The sequence below is a fragment of the Burkholderia sp. MBR-1 genome (assembly GCF_013822785.1).
GTDB lineage: Bacteria > Pseudomonadota > Gammaproteobacteria > Burkholderiales > Burkholderiaceae > Burkholderia > Burkholderia vietnamiensis.
The window spans coordinates 14,164-33,321 of sequence record NZ_CP053610.1 but is presented as its reverse complement, the minus strand read 5'-3'; the positions used below and the strand labels follow the sequence as shown (position 1 = coordinate 33,321).

The following is a 19,158-nucleotide window of genomic DNA, read 5'->3' as shown; positions in this document are numbered from 1 at the left end:
GGATTATTCAAACGAATGATGTAACCCATCTTATCAAATGACGATGCGGATTGACACTCACATTTGACGGCGAGTGTCAAGGAATCACGCAATGATTGACAACGATTTTCCATGAATGCGCGCCGCATCGCGCCCGCGACTTGCGCGGGCGTCGAAGCACGTGGTGGGGGCCGTCGGGAAGCCGCGTCCGGCGGGCTTTTGCGGCGCAGCGGACGAGCGCGGCAATCGAGCGGCGGTCACGTGCCCAGCCGGGGTCGGAACGCAATGCGGATTAGCGCTTGAAGCCGTATTTTTATTGCCGTACGCATCAGAATGCATGCGTATTGGCGCATATTAATTCCGGTGCCGTTGCGGCGTTCCATCGGACGAATCGCATCCATATCGGCACGCGGGCGGCCACGCGACGCGCGGTGGAACCGGTACTAATACAGCGAGGCGCCCCGCCCGCGCGGAAAATCGCACGCCGCGCATACGGCCGCGCGGCGCGCGTCATGCCTATTCGCCGTCGACGAAGCCGTAACCGCCGCCGCCCGGCGTTTCGACGACGAACACGTCGCCGGCCGCCATCTGCGCGCGGCCGATATGCGCGAGCGTCTCGACGGTGCCGTCGGCGCGCTCGATCGTGTTGCGCCCGAGCGCGCCCGCTTGGCCGCCCGCCGCGCCGAACGGCGCATGGATCCGGTTGTTCGACAGGATCGATGCGGTCATCGGCTCGAGGAAGCGGATCCGCCGCACCGCACCGTCGCCGCCGCGCCAGCGCCCGCGCCCGCCGGAATCGGCGCGCAGCCGGTGCGACTCGAGCCGCACCGGGTAGCGCCATTCGAGCACCTCCGGATCGGTCAGCCGCGAGTTCGTCATGTGGGTCTGCACCGCGCCCACGCCGGCGAAGCCGTCGCCGGCACCGCTGCCGCCCGCGATGGTCTCGTAGTACTGGTAGCGCGCGTTGCCGAACGTGAAGTTGTTCATCGTCCCCTGGCTCGACGCGACGCAGCCGAGCGCGCCGTACAGCGCATTGGTGATCGCCGACGACGTCTCGACGTTGCCCGACACGACGGCCGCCGGATACTCGGGATTGAGCATCGAGCGCGCCGGCACGATCACGTCGAGCGGCTTCAGGCAGCCGGCGTTCAGCGGAATGTCGTCGCCGACCAGCGTGCGGAACACGTACAGCACCGCGGCCATGCAGACGGCCTTCGGCGCGTTGAAGTTGTTGTCGAGCTGCGCGGACGTGCCGCTGAAGTCGATCCGCGCACTGCGCGCCGCGCGGTCGACGCGGATCGCGACGCGAATCTCCGCGCCGTTGTCGAGCGGATAGCGATAGGCGCCGTCCTGCAGCGCGCCGATCACGCGTCGCACCGCCTCTTCCGCGTTGTCCTGCACGTGCGCCATGAACGCGACCACCACGTCGCGACCGAACTGCGCGACCATCCGCCGCAGCTCGTCGACGCCCTTCTGGTTCGCCGCGATCTGCGCGCGCAGGTCGGCCATGTTCTGCTCGACGTTGCGCGCCGGATAGCGGCCCGACGCGAGCAGCGCGCGCGTCTCGGCGTCGCGCAGTACGCCCGCCGACACGAGCTGCCAGTTGTCGATCAGCACGCCTTCTTCGTCGATGTGGGTCGAATCGGGCGGCATCGAGCCGGGCGTGGTGCCGCCGATGTCCGCGTGGTGGCCGCGCGAGCCGACGTAGAACAGCGGCGTGTCGGCGTCGTCCGCGAACACCGGCGTGATCACCGTGACGTCGGGCAGATGCGTGCCGCCGTGATACGGATCGTTCAGCATGAACACGTCGCCGTCGCGCATGCGGCCGCGGTTGCGCTCGATCACCGTGCGGATGCTCTCGCCCATCGAGCCCAGATGCACGGGCATGTGCGGCGCGTTCGCGATCAGGTTGCCGGCGCCGTCGAAGATCGCGCACGAGAAGTCGAGCCGCTCCTTGATGTTCACCGAATACGCGGTGTTCTGCAGCCGCAGCCCCATCTGCTCGGCGATCGACATGAACAGGTTGTTGAAGATCTCGAGCCGCACCGGATCGGCCTCGGTGCCGAGCGAGCGGCGCACCGGCAGCGGCGTCGTGCGGGTCAGCACGAGGTTGCCCTGCGCGGTCATCTGCGCGCGCCAGCCCGGCTCCACGACCGTCGTGCCGTTGCGCTCGGCGACGATCGCCGGGCCGTCGATCGTGTCGCCGGCCAGCAGCGCGTCGCGCACGTAGAGCGCCGCATCGTGCCAGCGGCCGCCCGAATAAAACCGCACGGTGTCGTGCACGGGCACGCTCGCCGCCGCGTCGCGCGGCGCGAGCGGCGCGACGTCGACCGGCGCATCGGAGCGACCGATCGCCTCGACCGACGCCAGCTCGGCCACCAGCGGCGTGCCGGGCATCAGGAACGCATAGCGCTGCCGGTACGCGGCCTCGAACGCCTGCTGCATCGCGGCGACGCTGCCGGCCGGCACGTCGAGCGCCGAATCGGTGCCCTGGTAGCGCAGGTGCACGCGCCGCTCGGTGGCGATGCGCTCGGGCGCCACGCCCTGCTCGAGCAGCGCGCCGATCGCGTCGTCGGCCAAGCGGTCGAGCGCCGCGTTCAGCGCCGGCAGCGACGCGTCGGACAACACGGCTTCGATCGCGGCCTCGCGCATCGCGGTCTGGTCGGCGAGCCCCATCCCGTAGGCGGACAGCACGCCCGCGAGCGGGTGCGCGAACACCTGCGTCATCCCGAGCGCGTCGGCCACGCCGCACGCGTGCTGGCCGCCCGCGCCGCCGAAGGTCGTCAGCACGTAGCGCGACACGTCGTGGCCGCGCTGCACGGAAATCTTCTTGATCGCGTTCGCCATGCTGCCGATCGCGATCTCCAGGAAGCCTTCGGCGAGCGCCTCGGGCGTCTCGCGCCGGCCAGTCGCCGCGTGGATTTCGTCGGCGAGCGCGGCGAACTTCGCGACGACGCCGTCGCGATCGAGCGGCTGGTCCGCGTTCGGGCCGAACACGCGCGGGAAGTGCTCGGGCTGGATCTTGCCGAGCATCACGTTGCAGTCGGTCACCGTCAGCGGGCCGCCGCGCCGGTATGCGGCCGGCCCGGGGTTCGCGCCGGCCGATTCCGGCCCGACGCGCAGCCGCGCGCCGTCGAAGCCGAGCACCGAGCCGCCGCCGGCCGCGACCGTGTGGATGCTCATCATCGGCGCGCGCATCCGCACGCCGGCCACCTGCGTGTCGAACACGCGCTCGAACTCGCCGTGGTAGTGCGACACGTCGGTCGACGTGCCGCCCATGTCGAAGCCGATCACGCGCTCGAAGCCGGCCGCGCGCGCGGCGCGCGCCATCCCGACGATGCCGCCGGCCGGCCCCGACAGGATCGCGTCCTTGCCCTGGAACGCGTCGGCGCGCGTGAGGCCGCCGCTGCTCTGCATGAACTGCAGGTTCACGCCGGGCATCTCGTGCGCGACCTGCTCGACGTAGCGGCGCAGGATCGGCGACAGGTATGCGTCGACCACGGTCGTGTCGCCGCGCGGCACCATCTTCATCAGCGGCGACACCTCGTGCGACACCGACACCTGCGTGAAGCCGATCCGGCGCGCCAGCAGCGCGAGCGCGCGCTCGTGCGCGGTGTGCCGGTAGCCGTGGATCAGCACGATCGCCAGCGCGCGCACGCCGGTATCGAACACGCTGCGCAGCGCGGCTTCGGCGCCGTGCAGGTCGAGCGGCACGACGACGTCGCCGTGCGCGCCGATCCGCTCGTCGATCTCGACGACCGTCTCGTACAGCGCGTCGGGCAGCACGATGTCGAGATCGAACAGCCGCGGCCGGTTCTGATACGCGATGCGCAGCACGTCGCGAAAGCCGCGGGTCGTCGCGAGCGCGGTGCGCTCGCCGTTGCGCTCGAGCAGCGCGTTGGTCGCGACCGTGGTGCCCATCTTCACCATCTCGACGCGCTCGGGCGTGATCGGCTCGCCGTCGGCGAGGCCGAGCAGATGGCGGATGCCGGCCACCGCTGCGTCGCGATACTGCTCGGGGTTTTCCGACAGCAGCTTGTGCGTGACGAGCGTGCCGTCCGGGCGGCGCGCGACGATGTCGGTGAACGTGCCGCCGCGGTCGATCCAGAATTGCCAGCGCGCGGCGTCGGAGGAAACGGGGGAAGTGTGTCGGTCGGTCATGGCGTTGAAGTCGATGCGTCGTTGAAGCGGAGGACGAGCGCCGCCGCACGGCGCGCGTCGCGCGCCGCGGGTGGGCTTCGATGAACGTGGGAAGGTGAAGCGGCGGGCGCGGTGCGCTTACGCGGCGTCGAGTTCGCGGCCGCGCGTTTCGGGCAGCGTCAGCGCGGCGACGATCAACACGCCGTACGCGGCGACCGCGAAGATGCCGATGCTCGCGCCGAGCCCGTAGTGCTTCGACAGCGCGCCGATCAGGAACGGAAACAGCGCGCCGACTGCGCGGCCGACGTTGTAGCAGAAGCCCTGCCCCGAGCCGCGCACGCGGGTCGGGAACAGCTCGGTGAGGAACGCACCCATCCCGGAGAAGATGCCCGACGCGAAGAAGCCGAGCGGAAAGCCGAGCCACAGCATCGACGTGTTCGTCAGATGCAGCGCCGGCGACGTGTAGGCGAATGCGATCACCATCGAGCCGAGCGCGAACAGGATGAAGTTCGGCTTGCGGCCGAGACGGTCGGTCAGGTAGGCGCTCGTCAGATAGCCGATCCACGAGCCGACGATGATCGTCGCGAGATAGCCGCCCGTGCCCATCACGGTCAGGTGCCGCTCGGTCTTCAGGAACGTCGGCAGCCACGTCGTGATCGCGTAATAGCCACCCTGCGCGCCGGTGGTCAGCAGCGCCGCGCGCAGCGTGGTCGACAGCAGCTTCGGCGCGAAGATTTCGGTGAGGCGCGGCGCATCGGTCGCGCGCTGCGCGGCCTTCTCCTTTTCGTAGACGTCCGGCTCCTTCACGTAGCGACGGATCACGACCACCAGCAGCGCGGGCGCGAGGCCGACGAGGAACAGCGCACGCCATGCCTGCTCGGCCGGCAGCACCGAGAACAGCAGCGCATACAGCAGCGCCGCCAGGCCCCAGCCGATCGCCCAGCCCGACTGCACGAGCCCGACCGCCTTGCCGCGGTCGCGCGCGCGGATCACTTCGCCGATCAGCACCGCGCCGGCCGTCCATTCGCCGCCGAAGCCGAAGCCCATCAGCGCGCGCGCCGCGAGCAGCTGCGAGTAGTTCTGCGCGAGCCCGCACATTGCGGTGAACACCGCGAACCACAGCACGGTCAGCTGCAGCGTGCGCACGCGGCCGATCCGGTCCGACAGGATGCCCGCGAGCCAGCCGCCGAGCGCCGATGCGAGCAGCGTCATCGTGCCGATGAAGCCGGCGTCCGCGAGCGAAATGCCCCACGTCGCGACGAGCGTCGGGATCACGAACGACAGCATCTGCGTGTCCATCCCGTCGAGCATGTAGCCGACCTTGCAGCTCCAGAACGCGCGGCGCTCGCGCGGCTGCGCGTGCGCATACCATCCGAACAGGCCGTTGTCGTTGCGTGCGGGGCCCGTCGGATCGGCGGCGGGCGCCGCGAGCGTCTTGCTTTCCATGGTGAAGCTCCTGTCGAAGTGTGCGGTTCGGTCGATGCGCGTCGGGTAAGTCGCGCCGGCGGACGCCGGCTCAGAACACCGCGAGCGACGCGTTCGTCATGTCGGTGATCAGCATGTAGCCGGGCGTATGCGCGATCGCGAGCGGCAGCTTCGCTTCCATCAGCGCGGTTTGCGGCGTCACGCCGCACGCCCAGAACACCGGCAGCTCGTCGTCGCGCACCGTCACCGCGTCGCCGAAATCGGGCGCGCCGAGATCGGCGATGCCCAACGCCCGCGGATGGCCGATATGGATGGGCGCGCCGTGCACGCCGGGAAAGCGGCTCGTGATCTGCACCGCGCGAATCGCGTCGGCGCCGCGCAGCGGGCGCATCGACACGACCAGCTGGCCGCCGAAGATGCCCGCCCGGCGGTTCGGAATCGACGTGCGGTACATCGGCACGTTGCGGCCTTCTTCGATATGGCGCAGCGCGATCCCTTCGCGTGCGAGCATGTCCTCGAACGAGAACGAGCAGCCGATCGCGAACACGACGAAATCGTCGCGCCACAGCGCTTCGAGCGAATCGACGCGCTCGGTCAGCCGGCCGTCGCGGTACACGTTGTAGCTCGGCACGTCGGTGCGCACGTCGAGATCCGCGCCGAGCACGTCGACCCGGAACGCGCCCGGCTCGCCGACACCCAGCAGCGGACACGCCTTCGGATTCGCATGACAGAAGCGCAGGAAATCGTGCGCATGCGCGTTCGGCAGGATGGCGAGGTTCGCCTGCGCGAACGGCCCGCACTGGCCGGCCGTCGGGCCGCGGAACGCGCCGCTGCGTACGGACCGGCGGAATTCTGAAGGGGTCATGTAGGTGCTCTGAAGATCGGTCGGTGGTCGGGATGACGCGCTTGCGTCAGCGGATACGGCGAAGAATAGGAAAGAAAAAATTGGCCGGCCAACGAGTTTTTTTGCTGCCGGTGTATAGAATTCCTTAACGCGTATCGGGGTCTTCCCCGATCCCGTTCAGTTTTCTTCACCGGCAAGCTGCGCGTCCCACGTCCACCGATCGCCCATGAACACGCGCTTTCTCGAAACCTTCGTCACGCTCGCGAAGCTGCGCAGCTTCCGCACCACGGCGGCTGCGCTGCATGCGACGCCGGCCGCGATCTCGCAGCGCGTGAAGGCGCTCGAGGACGAGTTGCAGACGGTGCTCGTCGACCGCGACAGCCGCGAATTCCGCCTCACCGCGCACGGCGAATACCTGCTCGGCTATGCGAAGGCCGTCGTCGCCGCGACGCAGGAGCTGCAGGCTGCCGCGGCCGGCGACAGCGCGTTGCGCGGCAAGCTGCGGCTCGGCGTGATCGAGACGGTCGTGCACAGCTGGCTGCCGCACTACCTGCGCCGGCTCGCCGCCGACTATCCGCAACTGGAGGTCGACCTGACCGTCGACGTCAGCGTCGTGCTGCAGCGCCGGCTGATGGCCGGCGAGCTCGATCTGATCATTCGGGTGGAAGGCAGCGACGAGCCGTCGGTGGTGTGCGACGCGCTCGCGAACTATCCGGTGCGCTGGATCGCCCGCGCGGGGCTGCTGCCGAACACGCGCACGGGCCTCGCGCGGCAGGTGCTGCGTCAGCCGATCCTGACCTACGGGCGCGGGACCGCGCCGCATCGCGCCCTCGAGGACATCGTGCGCACGCTCGCGCACGCGCACGGCGTGCCGCTGTCGGAGACGCGCATCACCGGCTCGCCGTCGATCTCGGTCATCGTGCAGCTGGTGCGCGACGGGTTCGGCGTCGCGGCGATTCCGGTGCTGTTCGTCGATGCGCTGATCGAGCGCGGCGAGGTGGTCGAGCTGCCGCTGCAGCCGTTGCCGCCGTCGATCGTGGTGTCGATGTCACGGCGCGCGGATGCGCCGAAGTTCGTGCACGGCGCGTCGATCGCCGCGCGCGCCGCGTGTCATGAGTATTGCGGGAACAGCAACCGGTTGCTGGTGGAAGCGCTGTGACGCGGTGACGGGTCACTGCTCTTGCGCTCAACGAGGTCGGGCATCGCCGGATACGAGCCGGTTGCCGCAACCGCCATGCGCGGCCATCCGCGTACGCCCACGCGCTTTCGCCGATAGCCGAATGCTCGCGCCCGTGCGTCGTGCTGGCGTACCTGCGCCGTGGCTACCGCGTGCGGCTCGCGCGTCGCGGCGCGCGTTCTCCGTCGGCGTCGTCGGACGCGAGCATCTGCGGAATCTCGTCGACGAGCGCATCGACGACGACACGCACCTTCGACGGTACGTGGCGCGACGCCGGCCGCACCGCGAACACCTCCGCGCCCGACACGGTGTCGCTGTCCATCACGAGCGCGAGGCGCCCGTCGCGCACGTACGGCGCCATCAGCCAGCACGGCAGCCAGGCGAGGCCCGCGCCGGCGGCGGCCGCGTCGGCGATCGCCAGCAGGTCGTCCAGCCGCAGGCGGCCGGCCGGGCGATGCTCCCGCACCGTGCCGTCGGCGCCGATGACGCGCCACGGCGACGGCTGCCCGCCGCGCGAATACGCGATGCCGACGTGCGACGCGAGTTCGTCGAGCCCCGACGGCCTGCCGTGCCGCGACAGATACGCCGGCGATGCGCAGATGCCCATCCGCTGCACGCCGAGCTTCCGGCCGACGAGCGCGCTCGTATCGGCCAGCTCGCCGATGCGCACCGCCACGTCGAAACCGTCGTTGACGAGATCGGCGATGCGATCGCTGAACGACAGATCGACTTCGAGCTTCGGATACCGCTCGACCAGACGCCGCACCACGGGCGCCACGCACTGCCGGCCGAACAGCACGGGCACGCTGATGCGCACGCGTCCGGCCGGCTCACGGCGGCCCGCGTCGAGTGCCGCCTCCGTTTCGCCCAGCTCCGCCAACAGCCGGCGACACTGCTCGTAATAGATGAGCCCTTCGTCGGTGAGCCCGAGCTGGCGTGTCGTGCGTCGCAGCAGGCGCGCGCCGAGACGCTGTTCGAGCCGCGCGACGACCTTCGCGACGGCCGAGCGCGTCTTGCCGGCGCGCAGCGCCGCCGCCGCGAAACTGCCCGATTCCACCACGTCGACAAATTCCGCGACGCCTCTCAGTCGTTCGTCCATGCGGCTCCGCTCCGATGCGATGACGGGTTGTGTCCGCGCCGGCACCAATCGTCGGCCGAATTCTCGCCAATGCGTCCCCGTGCGCGACACTATGATAGTCCCGACTATCTCGAAAAAGGAGTCGACATGCACGCATGGCAAGTCAAACCGGGCGACGGCATTGCCGGGCTACGCCGCATCGACGCGACCGCGCGCGCCGTCGGGCCGACCGACGTCGTCGTGAAGATCCACTCGGCCTCATTGAACTATCGCGACCTGATGTTCGCGCGCGGCGACTATCTCGGCATCGGCACCGACGCGCTGATCCCCGTCGCCGACGGCGCCGGCGAAGTCGTCGAAACGGGCCGCGACGTCACCCGCTTCAAGCCGGGCGACCGCGTGATCAACAGCTACTTTCCGCGCTGGATCGACGGGCCGCCGACGCCGCACAAGGTATCGGGTTCACCGGGCGCGCAATTCGACGGCGTGCTCGCGGAACGGTTCGTGTCCGACGAAGCCGCGCTCGTCGCGATTCCGCCACATCTGGACTACGACGAAGCGGCGACGCTGTCGTGTGCGGGCATCACCGCGTGGAACGCACTGTTCGTCGACGGCGGGCTGCGGCCCGGCGCGACCGTCGTGCTGCTCGGCACCGGCGGGGTGTCGATCGTCGCGCTGCAGCTCGCGCACGCGGCCGGGCTGCGCACGATCGTCACGTCGTCGAGCGACGCGAAGCTCGAGCGCGCCCGCGCACTCGGTGCGGACGCAACCATCAACTACCGGGCGATACCCGACTGGCAGCACGAAGTCCTGCGGCTCACCGGCGGCGACGGTGCGGATCTGGTCGTCGAAGTCGGCGGCCGCGATACGCTGCCGCGCTCGGTGGCCGCGACGAAGATCGGCGGCACCGTGTCGGTGATCGGCGGCCTCAGCAGCTTCGGCGGTCCGGAGCTCGGGCTGCTGTCGCTGATCGGCGGCTTCCGGCGGCTGCACGGCTTGATGGTCGGCAGCCGCGCGATGCTCGACGACGTCGTGCGCGTGGTCGACGCGCAACGGATCAAGCCGGTGGTCGATCGCGTGTTCGGCTTCGACGAAGCGCCGCACGCGTACGCGTACCTGCAGTCCGGGCAGCACTTCGGCAAGGTGGTGATTCGCGTCGCGTCGTAAGGCGTGACGGTGCGGGCAGCCGTGGCAACCGTCGTCCGTCCGATCGTCGCGGTCGGCGCGATCGCGGCCGCGCCGGCCGCGCCCACGCCCAAAGCAAAACGCGGCGCCCTCGGGCGCCGCGTTTCGTTTCATGCGTCGTGCACGCTGCCGTCAGAACATCTGACGCAGGCCGATCGCGGCGCCGACGTTGTTGGTCCGGCCGATCTGGTCGACCTTGCCCGTCAGCCGGTTCGTCGCGCCCGGGTAATCGGCCGCGAACGCGCCGTTGCCGCGCGCGAAGTCGACCGTACCGTACACCTCGGTGTGCTTCGACAGCGAGTACTCGGCCAGCACGGTCGCCGAGTAGTTGATGCCGGAGCCGAGCGTGCCGTCGAGCCGCTCCGCGTTGCGCGCGTGGCCGTAGTAGCCAGCGACCGTGATCAGCAGCGGCGCGGTGGCCTGCCAGTTCGCGCCGACGTAGAACGTGTCGTCGATCCGGTTCGGGCTGCTTCCGTTGAGCGTCGGTGCGCCCGACTGCTGCATGTTGAAGTCGGTCGTGCCGGTCTTGTCCTGGCCATGCAGCCAGCCCGCGAGCAGGCGCACGGTCGGCGTGATCTGGTACGCGCCGCTCAGGTGCAGGAAGCTCACCTTTGCGCCGTTGACCGCGCTGCCGTTCAGCGACGACACCGAGGTCTGCTGATAGCCGGCGTTGACCGATGCAGGCCCTTGCGCATAGGTCAGTTCGACGCCGTAGGTGCTGTCGAGGCCCATCGCGCCGGCATGATTGCCGAAGCCGTAGATCGCATCGACGCTGAAGCCGCGGTACGCGAACTTGTACTTGACCGAGTTCTGCACGGTCAGGAAGTTGCCGATCCCGTTGTAGGCCCAGCTGTCCTGCCAGTAATCGCCGACGGTCATCGGGTCGAAGATGTCGCCCATCGTGTCGTACACCGGAGCGTACTGGTTACCGAACGTCAGCGCGCCGTAGCGGTCGCTCGACAGCCCGACGTACGCCTGCCGGCTGAACAGCGTGTTCGCGACGTGCAGCTTGCCGTCGCCGAGTTCGAAGCCGTTCTCGAGACGGAAGATCGCGGCCAGGCCGCCGCCGAGATCCTCACTGCCGCGCAAGCCCCAGCGGCTGTGCGTTTCCGGGCCGACCGTCATGCCGATCAGGTCCTTGCCGTCGGGTGCGGCATTCGTCTGATAACGGATGGCCGTATCGACGAGGCCGTACAACGTGACCGAACTCTGCGCGAACGCGGAAGGTGCTGCAATAGCGAAAATCGCGCCGATACCGGCGGGAACGACGATACGTCTCATGAAAGGCCTCCCTGAGCAAATTAATTTTGTAAGCACTCCGACAGCATTTGCGCGCGTGGCCGGAACTGCGACCCGGAGAATAATCGGTCATATACGCGACACCTATTGCTGTTTCTGGATTGGACCTTTCCAACTTCGTCAACAATCGCGCAGATCGTCGGGCGGCATTCTGTAAGATGAAAGCCCGCTCCGATTCGCCGCCCATCCCATGTCGACCGCCGCCACCGCCCTGCTGCCGCTCGCCGGCGTCCTGCTGCTGAGTGTCGCCAGCCCGGGACCGAACTTCGTCATCGTCACGTCGACCGCGCTCGCCCAGCGCCGCGCCGGCGTGATGACCGCGCTAGGCCTCGCCGCCGCGTCCGGCAGCTGGGCCGCGATCGCGATCGGCGGCCTGAGCCTGCTCGTGACCCACGTTGCATGGGCGCACACGGCGCTGCGGCTCGCGGGCGCCCTCTATCTGATCTGGCTCGGTCTGAAAATGGTGCTGGCCGCCGGCCAGCCGGCAGCGCCCGCCGCGCCCGCAACGGCGGGCGGCTGGCAGGCCGCGAGAAAAGGCTATGTGGTCAGCATGACGAACCCGAAGGCCGTCGCGTTCTACGGCAGCATCTTCGCGTTGATGGTCCCGGCCCAGGCGCCGGCATGGTTCGACGGCGCGGTCGTCGCGCTGTCGATCGCGATCTCCGGCACCTGGTACGGCGCGATGGCGCTGCTCGCGTCGCACCCGGCGGTGCGCCGCCTGCTGGTCGCGCGCAAGGCCGCGCTCGATACGACGGCCGGGCTGCTGCTGATGGGGGTCGGCGGGAAGATGCTGGCCGGGCGCTGAGCGGCCGCACGATCGCGCGGCGGCACGCTCGGCGCCGCGTCATTCATCGTGCATCGTGCTGCGCGCGCTCGGCGGCCGCGATGATCGCATCGGCCACCGCCTTCGGCTGGCTCAGCATCGCGACGTGGCTCGCGCGCACGTGCGTGACCGTCGCGCCGATCCGCTTCGCCATCGCGTCCTGCAGCTTCGGATCGATCATCCGGTCCTGCGTCGCGACGACGAACGACGACGGCTTCGCATGCCACGCGGCGCGCGTCACCTTCTCCGAAATGCAGCCTCCGTACCACGGCCCCTGCGTCGCCGCGACCACGCGCTGCTGCGCGGGCGACAGGTCCGGCGCGAAGTCCTGCGCGATCGCGCGGTCCGACAGCGTCGTGAAGCCGGCCGCGTCCTTGCGCAGCTCGCCGGCCCACGCGGGCGCGGGCAGCCCCTGCGTGACGTCGGCGATCGACTGGCCGTCGTCCGGCGCAAACGCGGCGACGTAGACGAGCGACTTCACCTTGGCGTCGTTGCCCGCCTCGCTGATCACGACGCCGGCCCACGAATGGCCGACCAGCACGACCGGTCCGGTCTGCGCGTCGATGGCGCGCCGGGTCGCGGCCGTGTCGTCGGCGAGCGAACTCAGCGGATTCTGTACCGCGACCACATGCAGGCCGCGCGCTTCGAGCAGCGGAATCACGCGGCTCCAGCTCGAGCCGTCGGCGAACGCGCCGTGCGCGAGCACGACGTTGGTTCCTTTCAAGTCCTGCTTCGGTGCCGCGTGCGCCGCGACCGCGCCGGACAGTCCTGCCAGCACCGCCGCGGACAGCAGCAGCCGTTTCGTCATACCCAACATCGTCATGCTCCTTTGCTTCGTGTCGTCGACTGGATGAAGTGCGGTGATGTCGCGCCGGCGTGACGCAGGCGCGGCCGCGCATCACGAATGCGCGTACAGATCGTCGGTGTCCGGGCGCGGGTTGCGAGCAGCGCGTGCCGCGTGCGTGTCGGCTGCTTCGTAGCGGGCGGCCGGCGCGAGCGCGGCGGTCTGGTCGTCCTGCGACTTCGACGGGCCGTTCTGGTCGGAGCGTGCGACCTGCTGCGCGGCCAGCACGCGCTGCGCGGCTTCGATGTCGTCCGGGTAATGCGCTTCGCTGCCTGCCGGGTTGTATCCGGCGTGCTCGAGGCGGATCAGCTCGGCGCGCACGTCGGCGCGCGTGAGACCTTGGCCGGGAGCGGCGAACGACAACGCGGGGATGGCGGCGAGGACGGCGACGGCGAGGATTCGGGCGGCTTTCATGGTGTTCTCCTTGAACAAGGTGGGTCGGTCGATCATGGGGGCGGCGATCCTGCGCGTGCCACCGAACGCTTGCTGCATGTCGACAGTAGAACCCGCTCACGTATCCGGCATGTTTCCGAAACCCCCGTGCCGTGCAAGCAGACGTTTCCACGACGGCGCCCGATACAGTGCGATACAAAACGGTCGGACGACGCATCGCGCGCCACGATGAAAAAAGGCGTGCCGCGCGCGGCACGCCTTCGTCGAACTGCGCCCACCGGGCGCGACGGGTCGCGTCAAGGCGCGAGCCGCGTGAACACGTGGTCGTGGTTCTTCACGCGCGCCTGATGACACGCGAAGCACGTCTGGTGCTGCCCGAGATCGGCCGGCACGCCGTTTATGAAGCGCCCGAAACCCCAGCCACCGGTCGCCGCATAGCGCCGCGAATCCTTCACCATCACCTGCACGGTCGTCGCCTGGCCGGGCACCGTGGCCGGCGCGAACTCGTCCGACTGCTTGCGCTTGTACGCGAGCTTCACGAGGATCGTGCCGTCCGGGAACGGCAGCGTCGAACGCTCGAGCGCGCGCATCGCGACGGGGTTGCCGAGCACCACGCGCAGCTCGTCGAGCGGCGCCGCTTCCTCGGCCGGCGCGACCATCTCCCACTTGCGGTAGCCGGGCGGAATCGTCACGCCGTAGAGCGGCGACGCGGCCGGCTTCGGCTGCTCGGCGAACGCGAACGGGCCGCTGGCGATGGCCAGCAGCACGCCCGCCGCCAGCGTGCGATGCACCGCGTGACGCGCCGCCGCACGCGCGCGCGTCACAGGTGCTCCACGTGCAGGATCGCCTCGGCGAACGCCTGCGGCGCTTCCTGCGGCAGGTTGTGGCCGATGCCGCCGGTGATCGTCCGGTGCTGGTACTTGCCGGTGAACTTCTTCGCATACGCGGCCGGTTGCGGATGCGGCGCGCCGTTCGCGTCGCCCTCCATCGTGATGGTCGGCACCGCGATCGTCGGGCCGGCCGCGAGGCGTCGCTCGATGTCGTCGTATTGCGCCTCGCCCTGCGCGAGCCCGAGCCGCCAGCGATAGTTGTGGATCACGACGGCGACGTGGTCGGGGTTGTCGAACGCGGCCGCGCTGCGCGCGAACGTCTCGTCGGAGAACTTCCACTGCGGCGACGCGAGCTGCCAGATCAGCTTGTTGAACGCGTCGCGGTTCTGCGCGTAGCCGAGCGCGCCGCGCTCGGTCGCGAAGTAGAACTGATACCACCACTGCAGCTCGGCCTGCGGCGGCAACGGCTTCTCGTTCGCGGCCTGGCTGCCGATCAGATAGCCGCTCACCGACACCAGCGCCTTCACGCGCTGCGGCCACAGCGCCGCGATGACGTCGGCCGTGCGCGCGCCCCAGTCGTAGCCGCCGAACACCGCGCGGTCGATCTTCAGCGCGTCCATCAGCGCGACGACGTCGACGGCCGTCACCGCCTGCTGCCCGTTGCGCATCGTGTCGGCCGAGCGGAACGTCGTCGATCCGTAGCCGCGCAGATACGGAACGATCACGCGATAGCCGGCCGCCGTCAGCCGCGGCGCGACGTCCGCGTAACTGTAGATGTCGTACGGCCAGCCGTGCAGCAGGAACACGACGGGGCCGCTCTTCGGGCCGAGATCCGCATACCCGACGTTCAGCAGGCCCGCGTCGATCTGGTGGATCGTGCCGAGCGACGCGGTGCCGGCCGCACCGCTCGCCGCCGATGCATCGGGCGCGGGTTGCGCCTGCGCCGGCGAGCCGAAGCCGAGATCCGCGAGGGTCAGGCTGGCGAGGGTCGTACCGAGCAGCAGGCGGCGACGGGTATTGACGGTTTCAGACATGACTCGTTCTCCAGGGTCGATCGCTAAGAAAAGAGCCCGCGCGGGCGGGCATCCGGAACGGTGTTGGGAGCGGGCCGCGGTCGGGCCGAACGCTTGACCGACGTTATATCCGAGCGGCCGCGACGGTTTGTATCCCAACGTATCTGCAATTGCGGATGACACAAGGCGATTCAAAATTGCGGGCGCCGCGGCACGATGCGGGCCGCACGGGCGGCCCGCCGACGTCGAGGCCGGCAGCCGCCGCGCTCAAGCGCGCCGCAACGGCCGGAATCCGGCGCGCACCTCGCGGGCGAACAGCTCCGGCTCCTCCCATGCCGCGAAGTGGCCGCCCTTGTCGACTTCGTTGAAGTAGATCAGGTCGTGATACGCGCGCTCGGCCCAGCTCCGCGGCGCCTGATAGATCTCGCCGGGGAACACGGTGATCGCGGCCGGCAGCGAGAGGTCCACCGCATTGAAGTTGTTGGAGTGATCCTCCCAGTAGATCTGAGCGGAGGACGTCGCCGAGTTGGTCAGCCAGTACAGCGAAATGTCGTCGAGAATCTCGTCGCGCGGGATCGACCGTTCGGGCACGCCGCCGCTGTAGGTCCACTGCGAGATCTTGTCGTACATCCACGCGGCCTGCCCCGACGGCGAATCGGCGAGCGCATAGCCGACCGTCTGCGGACGCGTGACCATCATCGCCGAATAGCCGGTGTTGTCGCGATAGAACGTCGCGAGCTGCTCGTAGGCGGCCCGCTCCTTCGCCGACAGCGACGCCGGCGCCGGCGCGTCGGTCTGCAGCAGCGCCGCGATGTCGGGCGGAACCGTCGCCGGCATGTTCACGTGAATCCCGACGAGCCCCTGCACGCGCTGCATCGCCATCCGGTGCGAGATCACCGAGCCGCAGTCGCCGCCCTGCGACACGAAGCGCGTGTAGCCGAGGCGCGCCATCAGTTCACCCCAGGCGCGCGCGATGTGGTCGGAGCCCCAGCCGGGCTTCGCCGGATGGCCCGAGAAGCCGAAGCCCGGCAGCGACGGCACGACGACGTGAAATGCATCGTCGGCGCTCGCGCCGTGCGCGGTCGGGTCGGTCAGCGGGCCGATCGCCTTCACCAGCTCGAACACCGAGCCCGGCCAGCCGTGCGTCATGATCATCGGCAGCGCGTTCGCGTGCCGCGACCGCACGTGGATGAAGTGGATGTCGAGCCCGTCGATCTCGGTGATGAACATCGGGAAGCCGTTCAGCCGCGCTTCGCCCTTGCGCCAGTCGTAGTCGCTGCCCCAGTACTGCAGCAGCGCCTGCATGCGCGCGAGCCGCACGCCCTGCGATTCGTCGGCGACCGTCTCGCGGCCGGGCCAGCGCGTCGCCGCGATGCGGCGGCGCAGGTCGGTCAGCGCCCGCTCGGGAATGCGAGCGGTAAACGGCCGTATGCCGGTGTTGCCCGTGGCCGCGTGCAGCGCGGTGGGCAGCATCGCCGATACGCCGGCTGCCATGGAGGACGCCAGCAGATGGCGACGCAGCGGGGAAAAAGGTGTGGAAGACATCGTTCGGCATCTCCTTTCTTGAAGTGGAAAGTGAACATGCCGCGCGCGCCGGCGCGCCGTCTGTCGAGCGGGCGCACGCGGTCGTGCGGCGTCGCCCATTTGAAAGGTCCGATGTATCGCGAGTTTGTCCGGTACGTATGCGTTTGTAGCCGTGCGCCGCGCGGCGCGGTCAAGGTGCGGTCAAGGTGCGGTCAAGGTGCGACCCAGCGCCCGTCGTAGCCGTCGTCGTGCAGCTCGAACAGCGCACGGCGATGGCCGCTGCGCGCGAGGTCGAGCCAGTCGATGCGCGTCACGGCGACGTCGAGCACGCAGAAGTTCGCGTAGCCGTCGGCGGCGGATGCCGTGCTGGGAGCCGGCGCGACATGCGCGTGCCCGGGCGCGTCGATCGGCGTGCCGGGCCGCAGCGGCGCGCGATACAACAGCAGCGTATGCGGACGGCTCGACGCCCAGATCGCGCGGCGCCGCGCGTCGTCGTCGCAGATCGACGCGATGCCTTCGACACGGATCTGCACGAGCACATCGAGATCGGCCGCGACGATCGCGATGCGCGGATCGCGGCGCAGCTCCGCGACCTTGTCCGAACGTGCATCGGTGTGGAACGACAGCCGCTGCTCCGCACGGCTCGCCTGTCGCAGCACGACGGTGCGCACCTTCGGCGCACCGTCGACGCCGAGCGTCGCGGCCTGCACCATCGTGAACGGCGAGCGCTGCGGCCCGACGCCGGATTCGAGGCAGGACCACAGACGGTCGTAGACGTGCGCGAGCGAGTCGGCAGCTGGAACGGACATGATGGCGCGGCGCGGTTGAGGAATTCGATCGCGCCAGCTTAACCGATCCGCCGGCGCGCTTCCCGCGTGAGCCGCGGTGCGCCGGGCGGCTCAGTTGTAGCCGCGCACCACGGTCGCCGCGGTCGTGTCGCCCGGCTCCGCGGCGAAGCGGCCGAGCACGTCCGCGACGTACTGCGGCCCTGCGCCGATCTGCGACGACCGATGCGCGGCCGGCCCGATAGCGGCGACGACCGGCGCGGCGCCGGTCGATCCGACGCCGTCGGTGACGATGCTCATCGAGGCCGCCTCACGCGGCGAGCGCCGCGCGATACGCGCGCACGAGGCGCGCGACGCCTTCCCGGATCGCGTCGACGTCCGGCGCGGCGAACGACAGGCGCAGCGATGCGGCGTCGACGTGGTCCGCGAAGAACGCCTTGCCCGGCACGAACACGACCTGGTTCGCGATGGCGCGTTGCAGCAGCGCGTCGGACGACACGTCGCCGAGCCGCGCCCACACGAACATTCCGCCTTCGGGGCGATGGAAGGCGATCGCCGCGCCGAAACCGTCGCGCAGTGCGTCGCACAGCGCGTCGCATTTGCGCCGGTAGGCGGCCGTGATGCGCGGCAGATGGCGTTCGAGCGCACCGTCGGCCAGATACTCGGCGGCGGTCGCCTGCGTCCACGGCGTGCTGCACAGGTCGACCGTCTGCTTCGCGATCACGCAACGCCGCGCGATCTCGGGCGGCGCGATGGTCCAGCCGACGCGCAGCCCCGGCGCGACGATCTTCGACAGGCTCGCGAAGTGCACGATCCAGTCGCGTGCGCCGTCGACTTCGCTCGCGAGCGCCAGCATGGACGGCACCGCTTCGCCCGCGAAGCGCAGATCGCCGTACGGATCGTCCTCGACGATCAGGAAACGGTATTGCACCGCGAGACGCAGCAGCTTCATGCGCCGCTCGCGGCTGAGCGTCGCACCGGTCGGGTTCGCGAAGGTCGGGACGGTGTACAGCAGCTTCGGCCGCGCAATCGCGCCGGCTTCGAGCTGCGACGCGAGGCGTTCGACGTCGAGGCCATGGCCGTCGACGGGAATCGTCACGACGTGCGCTTGTTGCAGACGCAGCGCCGCGAGCGTCGCCGGGTATGCCGGCTGTTCGGTCAGCACGACGTCGCCGGGCGCGACCATCACGCGCAGCAGCAGGTCGAGGCCCTGCTGCGAGCCGGTCGTGACGAGCAGCTCGGCCGGCGTGCAGGCCACGTTGCGGCGCGCCATCAATGCGATCAGCTGCTGCTTCAGTTCGGCGAGGCCGTCGGTCGGGCCGTATTGCAGGCAGCGGACCGGCTGCGCGTATGCACGCTCGGCGGCCGCGTTCAGGCCGTCGACGTCGAACAGCTCGCTGGCCGGGTAGCCGCCCGCGAACGAGATCATTCCCGGCTCGGACAGGTATTTGAACAGCTCGCGGATCGGCGAACCGGCGGGATTCTGGAAGGAAGGCGTGAACGCGTACATGTCGTCGTGAGCTGGATGGCGGCGACGGCCGGGATAGCCGCCGGGGCCGCGCGCCGCGGCGCGCGTGGCGCACGCCGCGGGGAATTCGAGCCACGATTGTCGACAGTCATTAACGCTGCGGCAAACGATATCTACGCACTAGGTCTTGCGGTTTGGTCATCAATTGGCGCGCGGCGAACGCGCGCCTTGCGGCGTTGCGAAGCGAGGCCCGGCCGCTCTGACGGACGTGTGCGGCCGGCCGTCGGGCAAGCTGCCACCGGCGACGCCACGGCCGGCCGGGCCACGGCGCGAGTTCGCCGCATCGTCAGC

The 19,158-nt window shown here is 69.7% G+C and carries 16 protein-coding genes; 3 read left to right on the top strand and 13 right to left on the bottom strand.

Annotated elements, in window-relative coordinates; genetic code table 11:
- Nucleotides 1-495: 495 nt before the first annotated feature.
- From MBR110_RS15075 to MBR110_RS15065, 3 genes are all read right to left on the bottom strand, one after another.
- Complete coding sequence (locus MBR110_RS15075) at nt 496-4,140, bottom strand: hydantoinase B/oxoprolinase family protein (protein WP_181709388.1); 3,645 nt, start codon at nt 4,138-4,140, stop codon at nt 496-498.
- A gap of 117 nt (nt 4,141-4,257) precedes the next feature.
- Nucleotides 4,258-5,565: an MFS transporter gene (locus tag MBR110_RS15070; RefSeq protein ID WP_059623024.1), complete on the bottom strand. Its 1,308-nt coding sequence runs from the start codon at nt 5,563-5,565 to the stop codon at nt 4,258-4,260.
- Between the two features lie 70 nt (nt 5,566-5,635).
- Nucleotides 5,636-6,409, bottom strand: coding sequence for a putative hydro-lyase (locus MBR110_RS15065; protein ID WP_011881367.1), 774 nt, complete (start codon nt 6,407-6,409; stop codon nt 5,636-5,638).
- A 205-nt stretch (nt 6,410-6,614) separates the two neighbouring features.
- Between MBR110_RS15065 and MBR110_RS15060 the strand changes: the two genes are divergently transcribed.
- The gene (locus tag MBR110_RS15060) at nt 6,615-7,547 is read left to right on the top strand and encodes a LysR family transcriptional regulator (RefSeq protein WP_011881366.1); all 933 of its coding nucleotides are present in this window, start codon (nt 6,615-6,617) and stop codon (nt 7,545-7,547) included.
- Between the two features lie 163 nt (nt 7,548-7,710).
- Here the strand turns inward: MBR110_RS15060 and MBR110_RS15055 are convergent, their stop codons facing one another.
- The gene (locus tag MBR110_RS15055; RefSeq protein WP_181709387.1) at nt 7,711-8,664 is read right to left on the bottom strand and encodes a LysR family transcriptional regulator; all 954 of its coding nucleotides are present in this window, start codon (nt 8,662-8,664) and stop codon (nt 7,711-7,713) included.
- Nucleotides 8,665-8,790: 126 nt separating this feature from the next.
- On the opposite strand from MBR110_RS15055, the gene MBR110_RS15050 reads away from it, so the two are divergent.
- Complete coding sequence (locus MBR110_RS15050; RefSeq protein WP_059668425.1) at nt 8,791-9,810, top strand: zinc-dependent alcohol dehydrogenase family protein; 1,020 nt, start codon at nt 8,791-8,793, stop codon at nt 9,808-9,810.
- A gap of 150 nt (nt 9,811-9,960) precedes the next feature.
- Here the strand turns inward: MBR110_RS15050 and MBR110_RS15045 are convergent, their stop codons facing one another.
- A complete protein-coding gene (locus tag MBR110_RS15045) occupies nt 9,961-11,109 on the bottom strand; it encodes a porin (RefSeq protein WP_014724456.1) in 1,149 nt (382 codons plus the stop codon).
- Between the two features lie 208 nt (nt 11,110-11,317).
- Between MBR110_RS15045 and MBR110_RS15040 the strand changes: the two genes are divergently transcribed.
- Nucleotides 11,318-11,932 (top strand): LysE family transporter, encoded by a 615-nt coding sequence (locus MBR110_RS15040; protein WP_059739688.1) that lies wholly within the window; start codon nt 11,318-11,320, stop codon nt 11,930-11,932.
- A 43-nt stretch (nt 11,933-11,975) separates the two neighbouring features.
- On the opposite strand, the gene MBR110_RS15035 is transcribed toward MBR110_RS15040, so the two are convergent.
- The 8 genes from MBR110_RS15035 to MBR110_RS15000 form a co-directional block, all read right to left on the bottom strand.
- The gene (locus MBR110_RS15035) at nt 11,976-12,767 is read right to left on the bottom strand and encodes an alpha/beta fold hydrolase (RefSeq protein ID WP_059623068.1); all 792 of its coding nucleotides are present in this window, start codon (nt 12,765-12,767) and stop codon (nt 11,976-11,978) included.
- A gap of 81 nt (nt 12,768-12,848) precedes the next feature.
- Nucleotides 12,849-13,208, bottom strand: coding sequence for a DUF4148 domain-containing protein (locus tag MBR110_RS15030; protein ID WP_059623070.1), 360 nt, complete (start codon nt 13,206-13,208; stop codon nt 12,849-12,851).
- Nucleotides 13,209-13,483: 275 nt separating this feature from the next.
- On the bottom strand, nt 13,484-14,011 hold the full coding sequence (locus MBR110_RS15025) for a cytochrome P460 family protein (protein WP_176322037.1): 528 nt from the start codon (nt 14,009-14,011) through the stop codon (nt 13,484-13,486).
- Nucleotides 14,008-15,051, bottom strand: coding sequence for an alpha/beta fold hydrolase (locus MBR110_RS15020; protein WP_059623030.1), 1,044 nt, complete (start codon nt 15,049-15,051; stop codon nt 14,008-14,010). Before MBR110_RS15020 ends, MBR110_RS15025 begins: the two co-directional genes overlap by 4 nt.
- A gap of 246 nt (nt 15,052-15,297) precedes the next feature.
- Complete coding sequence (locus MBR110_RS15015; protein WP_011881357.1) at nt 15,298-16,575, bottom strand: epoxide hydrolase family protein; 1,278 nt, start codon at nt 16,573-16,575, stop codon at nt 15,298-15,300.
- Nucleotides 16,576-16,766: 191 nt separating this feature from the next.
- A complete protein-coding gene (locus MBR110_RS15010; RefSeq protein WP_059735869.1) occupies nt 16,767-17,363 on the bottom strand; it encodes a pyridoxamine 5'-phosphate oxidase family protein in 597 nt (198 codons plus the stop codon).
- A gap of 90 nt (nt 17,364-17,453) precedes the next feature.
- Complete coding sequence (locus MBR110_RS15005) at nt 17,454-17,639, bottom strand: hypothetical protein (protein WP_069224512.1); 186 nt, start codon at nt 17,637-17,639, stop codon at nt 17,454-17,456.
- A 10-nt stretch (nt 17,640-17,649) separates the two neighbouring features.
- Entirely contained in the window at nt 17,650-18,849 is a 1,200-nt protein-coding gene (locus tag MBR110_RS15000; protein WP_045578268.1) for an aminotransferase-like domain-containing protein, read from the bottom strand.
- Between the last annotated feature and the right edge of the window lie 309 nt (nt 18,850-19,158).

What these genes read in the sequence shown, in the direction of transcription:
- MBR110_RS15050 (WP_059668425.1), top strand. Translation starts at nt 8,791, where the DNA reads ATGCACGCATGGCAAGTCAAACCGGGCGACGGCATTGCCGGGCTACGC.
- MBR110_RS15065 (WP_011881367.1), bottom strand. Translation starts at nt 6,409, where the DNA reads ATGACCCCTTCAGAATTCCGCCGGTCCGTACGCAGCGGCGCGTTCCGC.
- MBR110_RS15055 (WP_181709387.1), bottom strand. Translation starts at nt 8,664, where the DNA reads ATGGACGAACGACTGAGAGGCGTCGCGGAATTTGTCGACGTGGTGGAA.
- MBR110_RS15040 (WP_059739688.1), top strand. Translation starts at nt 11,318, where the DNA reads ATGTCGACCGCCGCCACCGCCCTGCTGCCGCTCGCCGGCGTCCTGCTG.
- MBR110_RS15010 (WP_059735869.1), bottom strand. Translation starts at nt 17,363, where the DNA reads ATGTCCGTTCCAGCTGCCGACTCGCTCGCGCACGTCTACGACCGTCTG.
- MBR110_RS15030 (WP_059623070.1), bottom strand. Translation starts at nt 13,208, where the DNA reads ATGAAAGCCGCCCGAATCCTCGCCGTCGCCGTCCTCGCCGCCATCCCC.
- MBR110_RS15020 (WP_059623030.1), bottom strand. Translation starts at nt 15,051, where the DNA reads ATGTCTGAAACCGTCAATACCCGTCGCCGCCTGCTGCTCGGTACGACC.
- MBR110_RS15075 (WP_181709388.1), bottom strand. Translation starts at nt 4,140, where the DNA reads ATGACCGACCGACACACTTCCCCCGTTTCCTCCGACGCCGCGCGCTGG.
- MBR110_RS15070 (WP_059623024.1), bottom strand. Translation starts at nt 5,565, where the DNA reads ATGGAAAGCAAGACGCTCGCGGCGCCCGCCGCCGATCCGACGGGCCCC.
- MBR110_RS15000 (WP_045578268.1), bottom strand. Translation starts at nt 18,849, where the DNA reads ATGTACGCGTTCACGCCTTCCTTCCAGAATCCCGCCGGTTCGCCGATC.
- MBR110_RS15045 (WP_014724456.1), bottom strand. Translation starts at nt 11,109, where the DNA reads ATGAGACGTATCGTCGTTCCCGCCGGTATCGGCGCGATTTTCGCTATT.
- MBR110_RS15035 (WP_059623068.1), bottom strand. Translation starts at nt 12,767, where the DNA reads ATGTTGGGTATGACGAAACGGCTGCTGCTGTCCGCGGCGGTGCTGGCA.
- MBR110_RS15005 (WP_069224512.1), bottom strand. Translation starts at nt 17,639, where the DNA reads ATGAGCATCGTCACCGACGGCGTCGGATCGACCGGCGCCGCGCCGGTC.
- MBR110_RS15060 (WP_011881366.1), top strand. Translation starts at nt 6,615, where the DNA reads ATGAACACGCGCTTTCTCGAAACCTTCGTCACGCTCGCGAAGCTGCGC.
- MBR110_RS15015 (WP_011881357.1), bottom strand. Translation starts at nt 16,575, where the DNA reads ATGTCTTCCACACCTTTTTCCCCGCTGCGTCGCCATCTGCTGGCGTCC.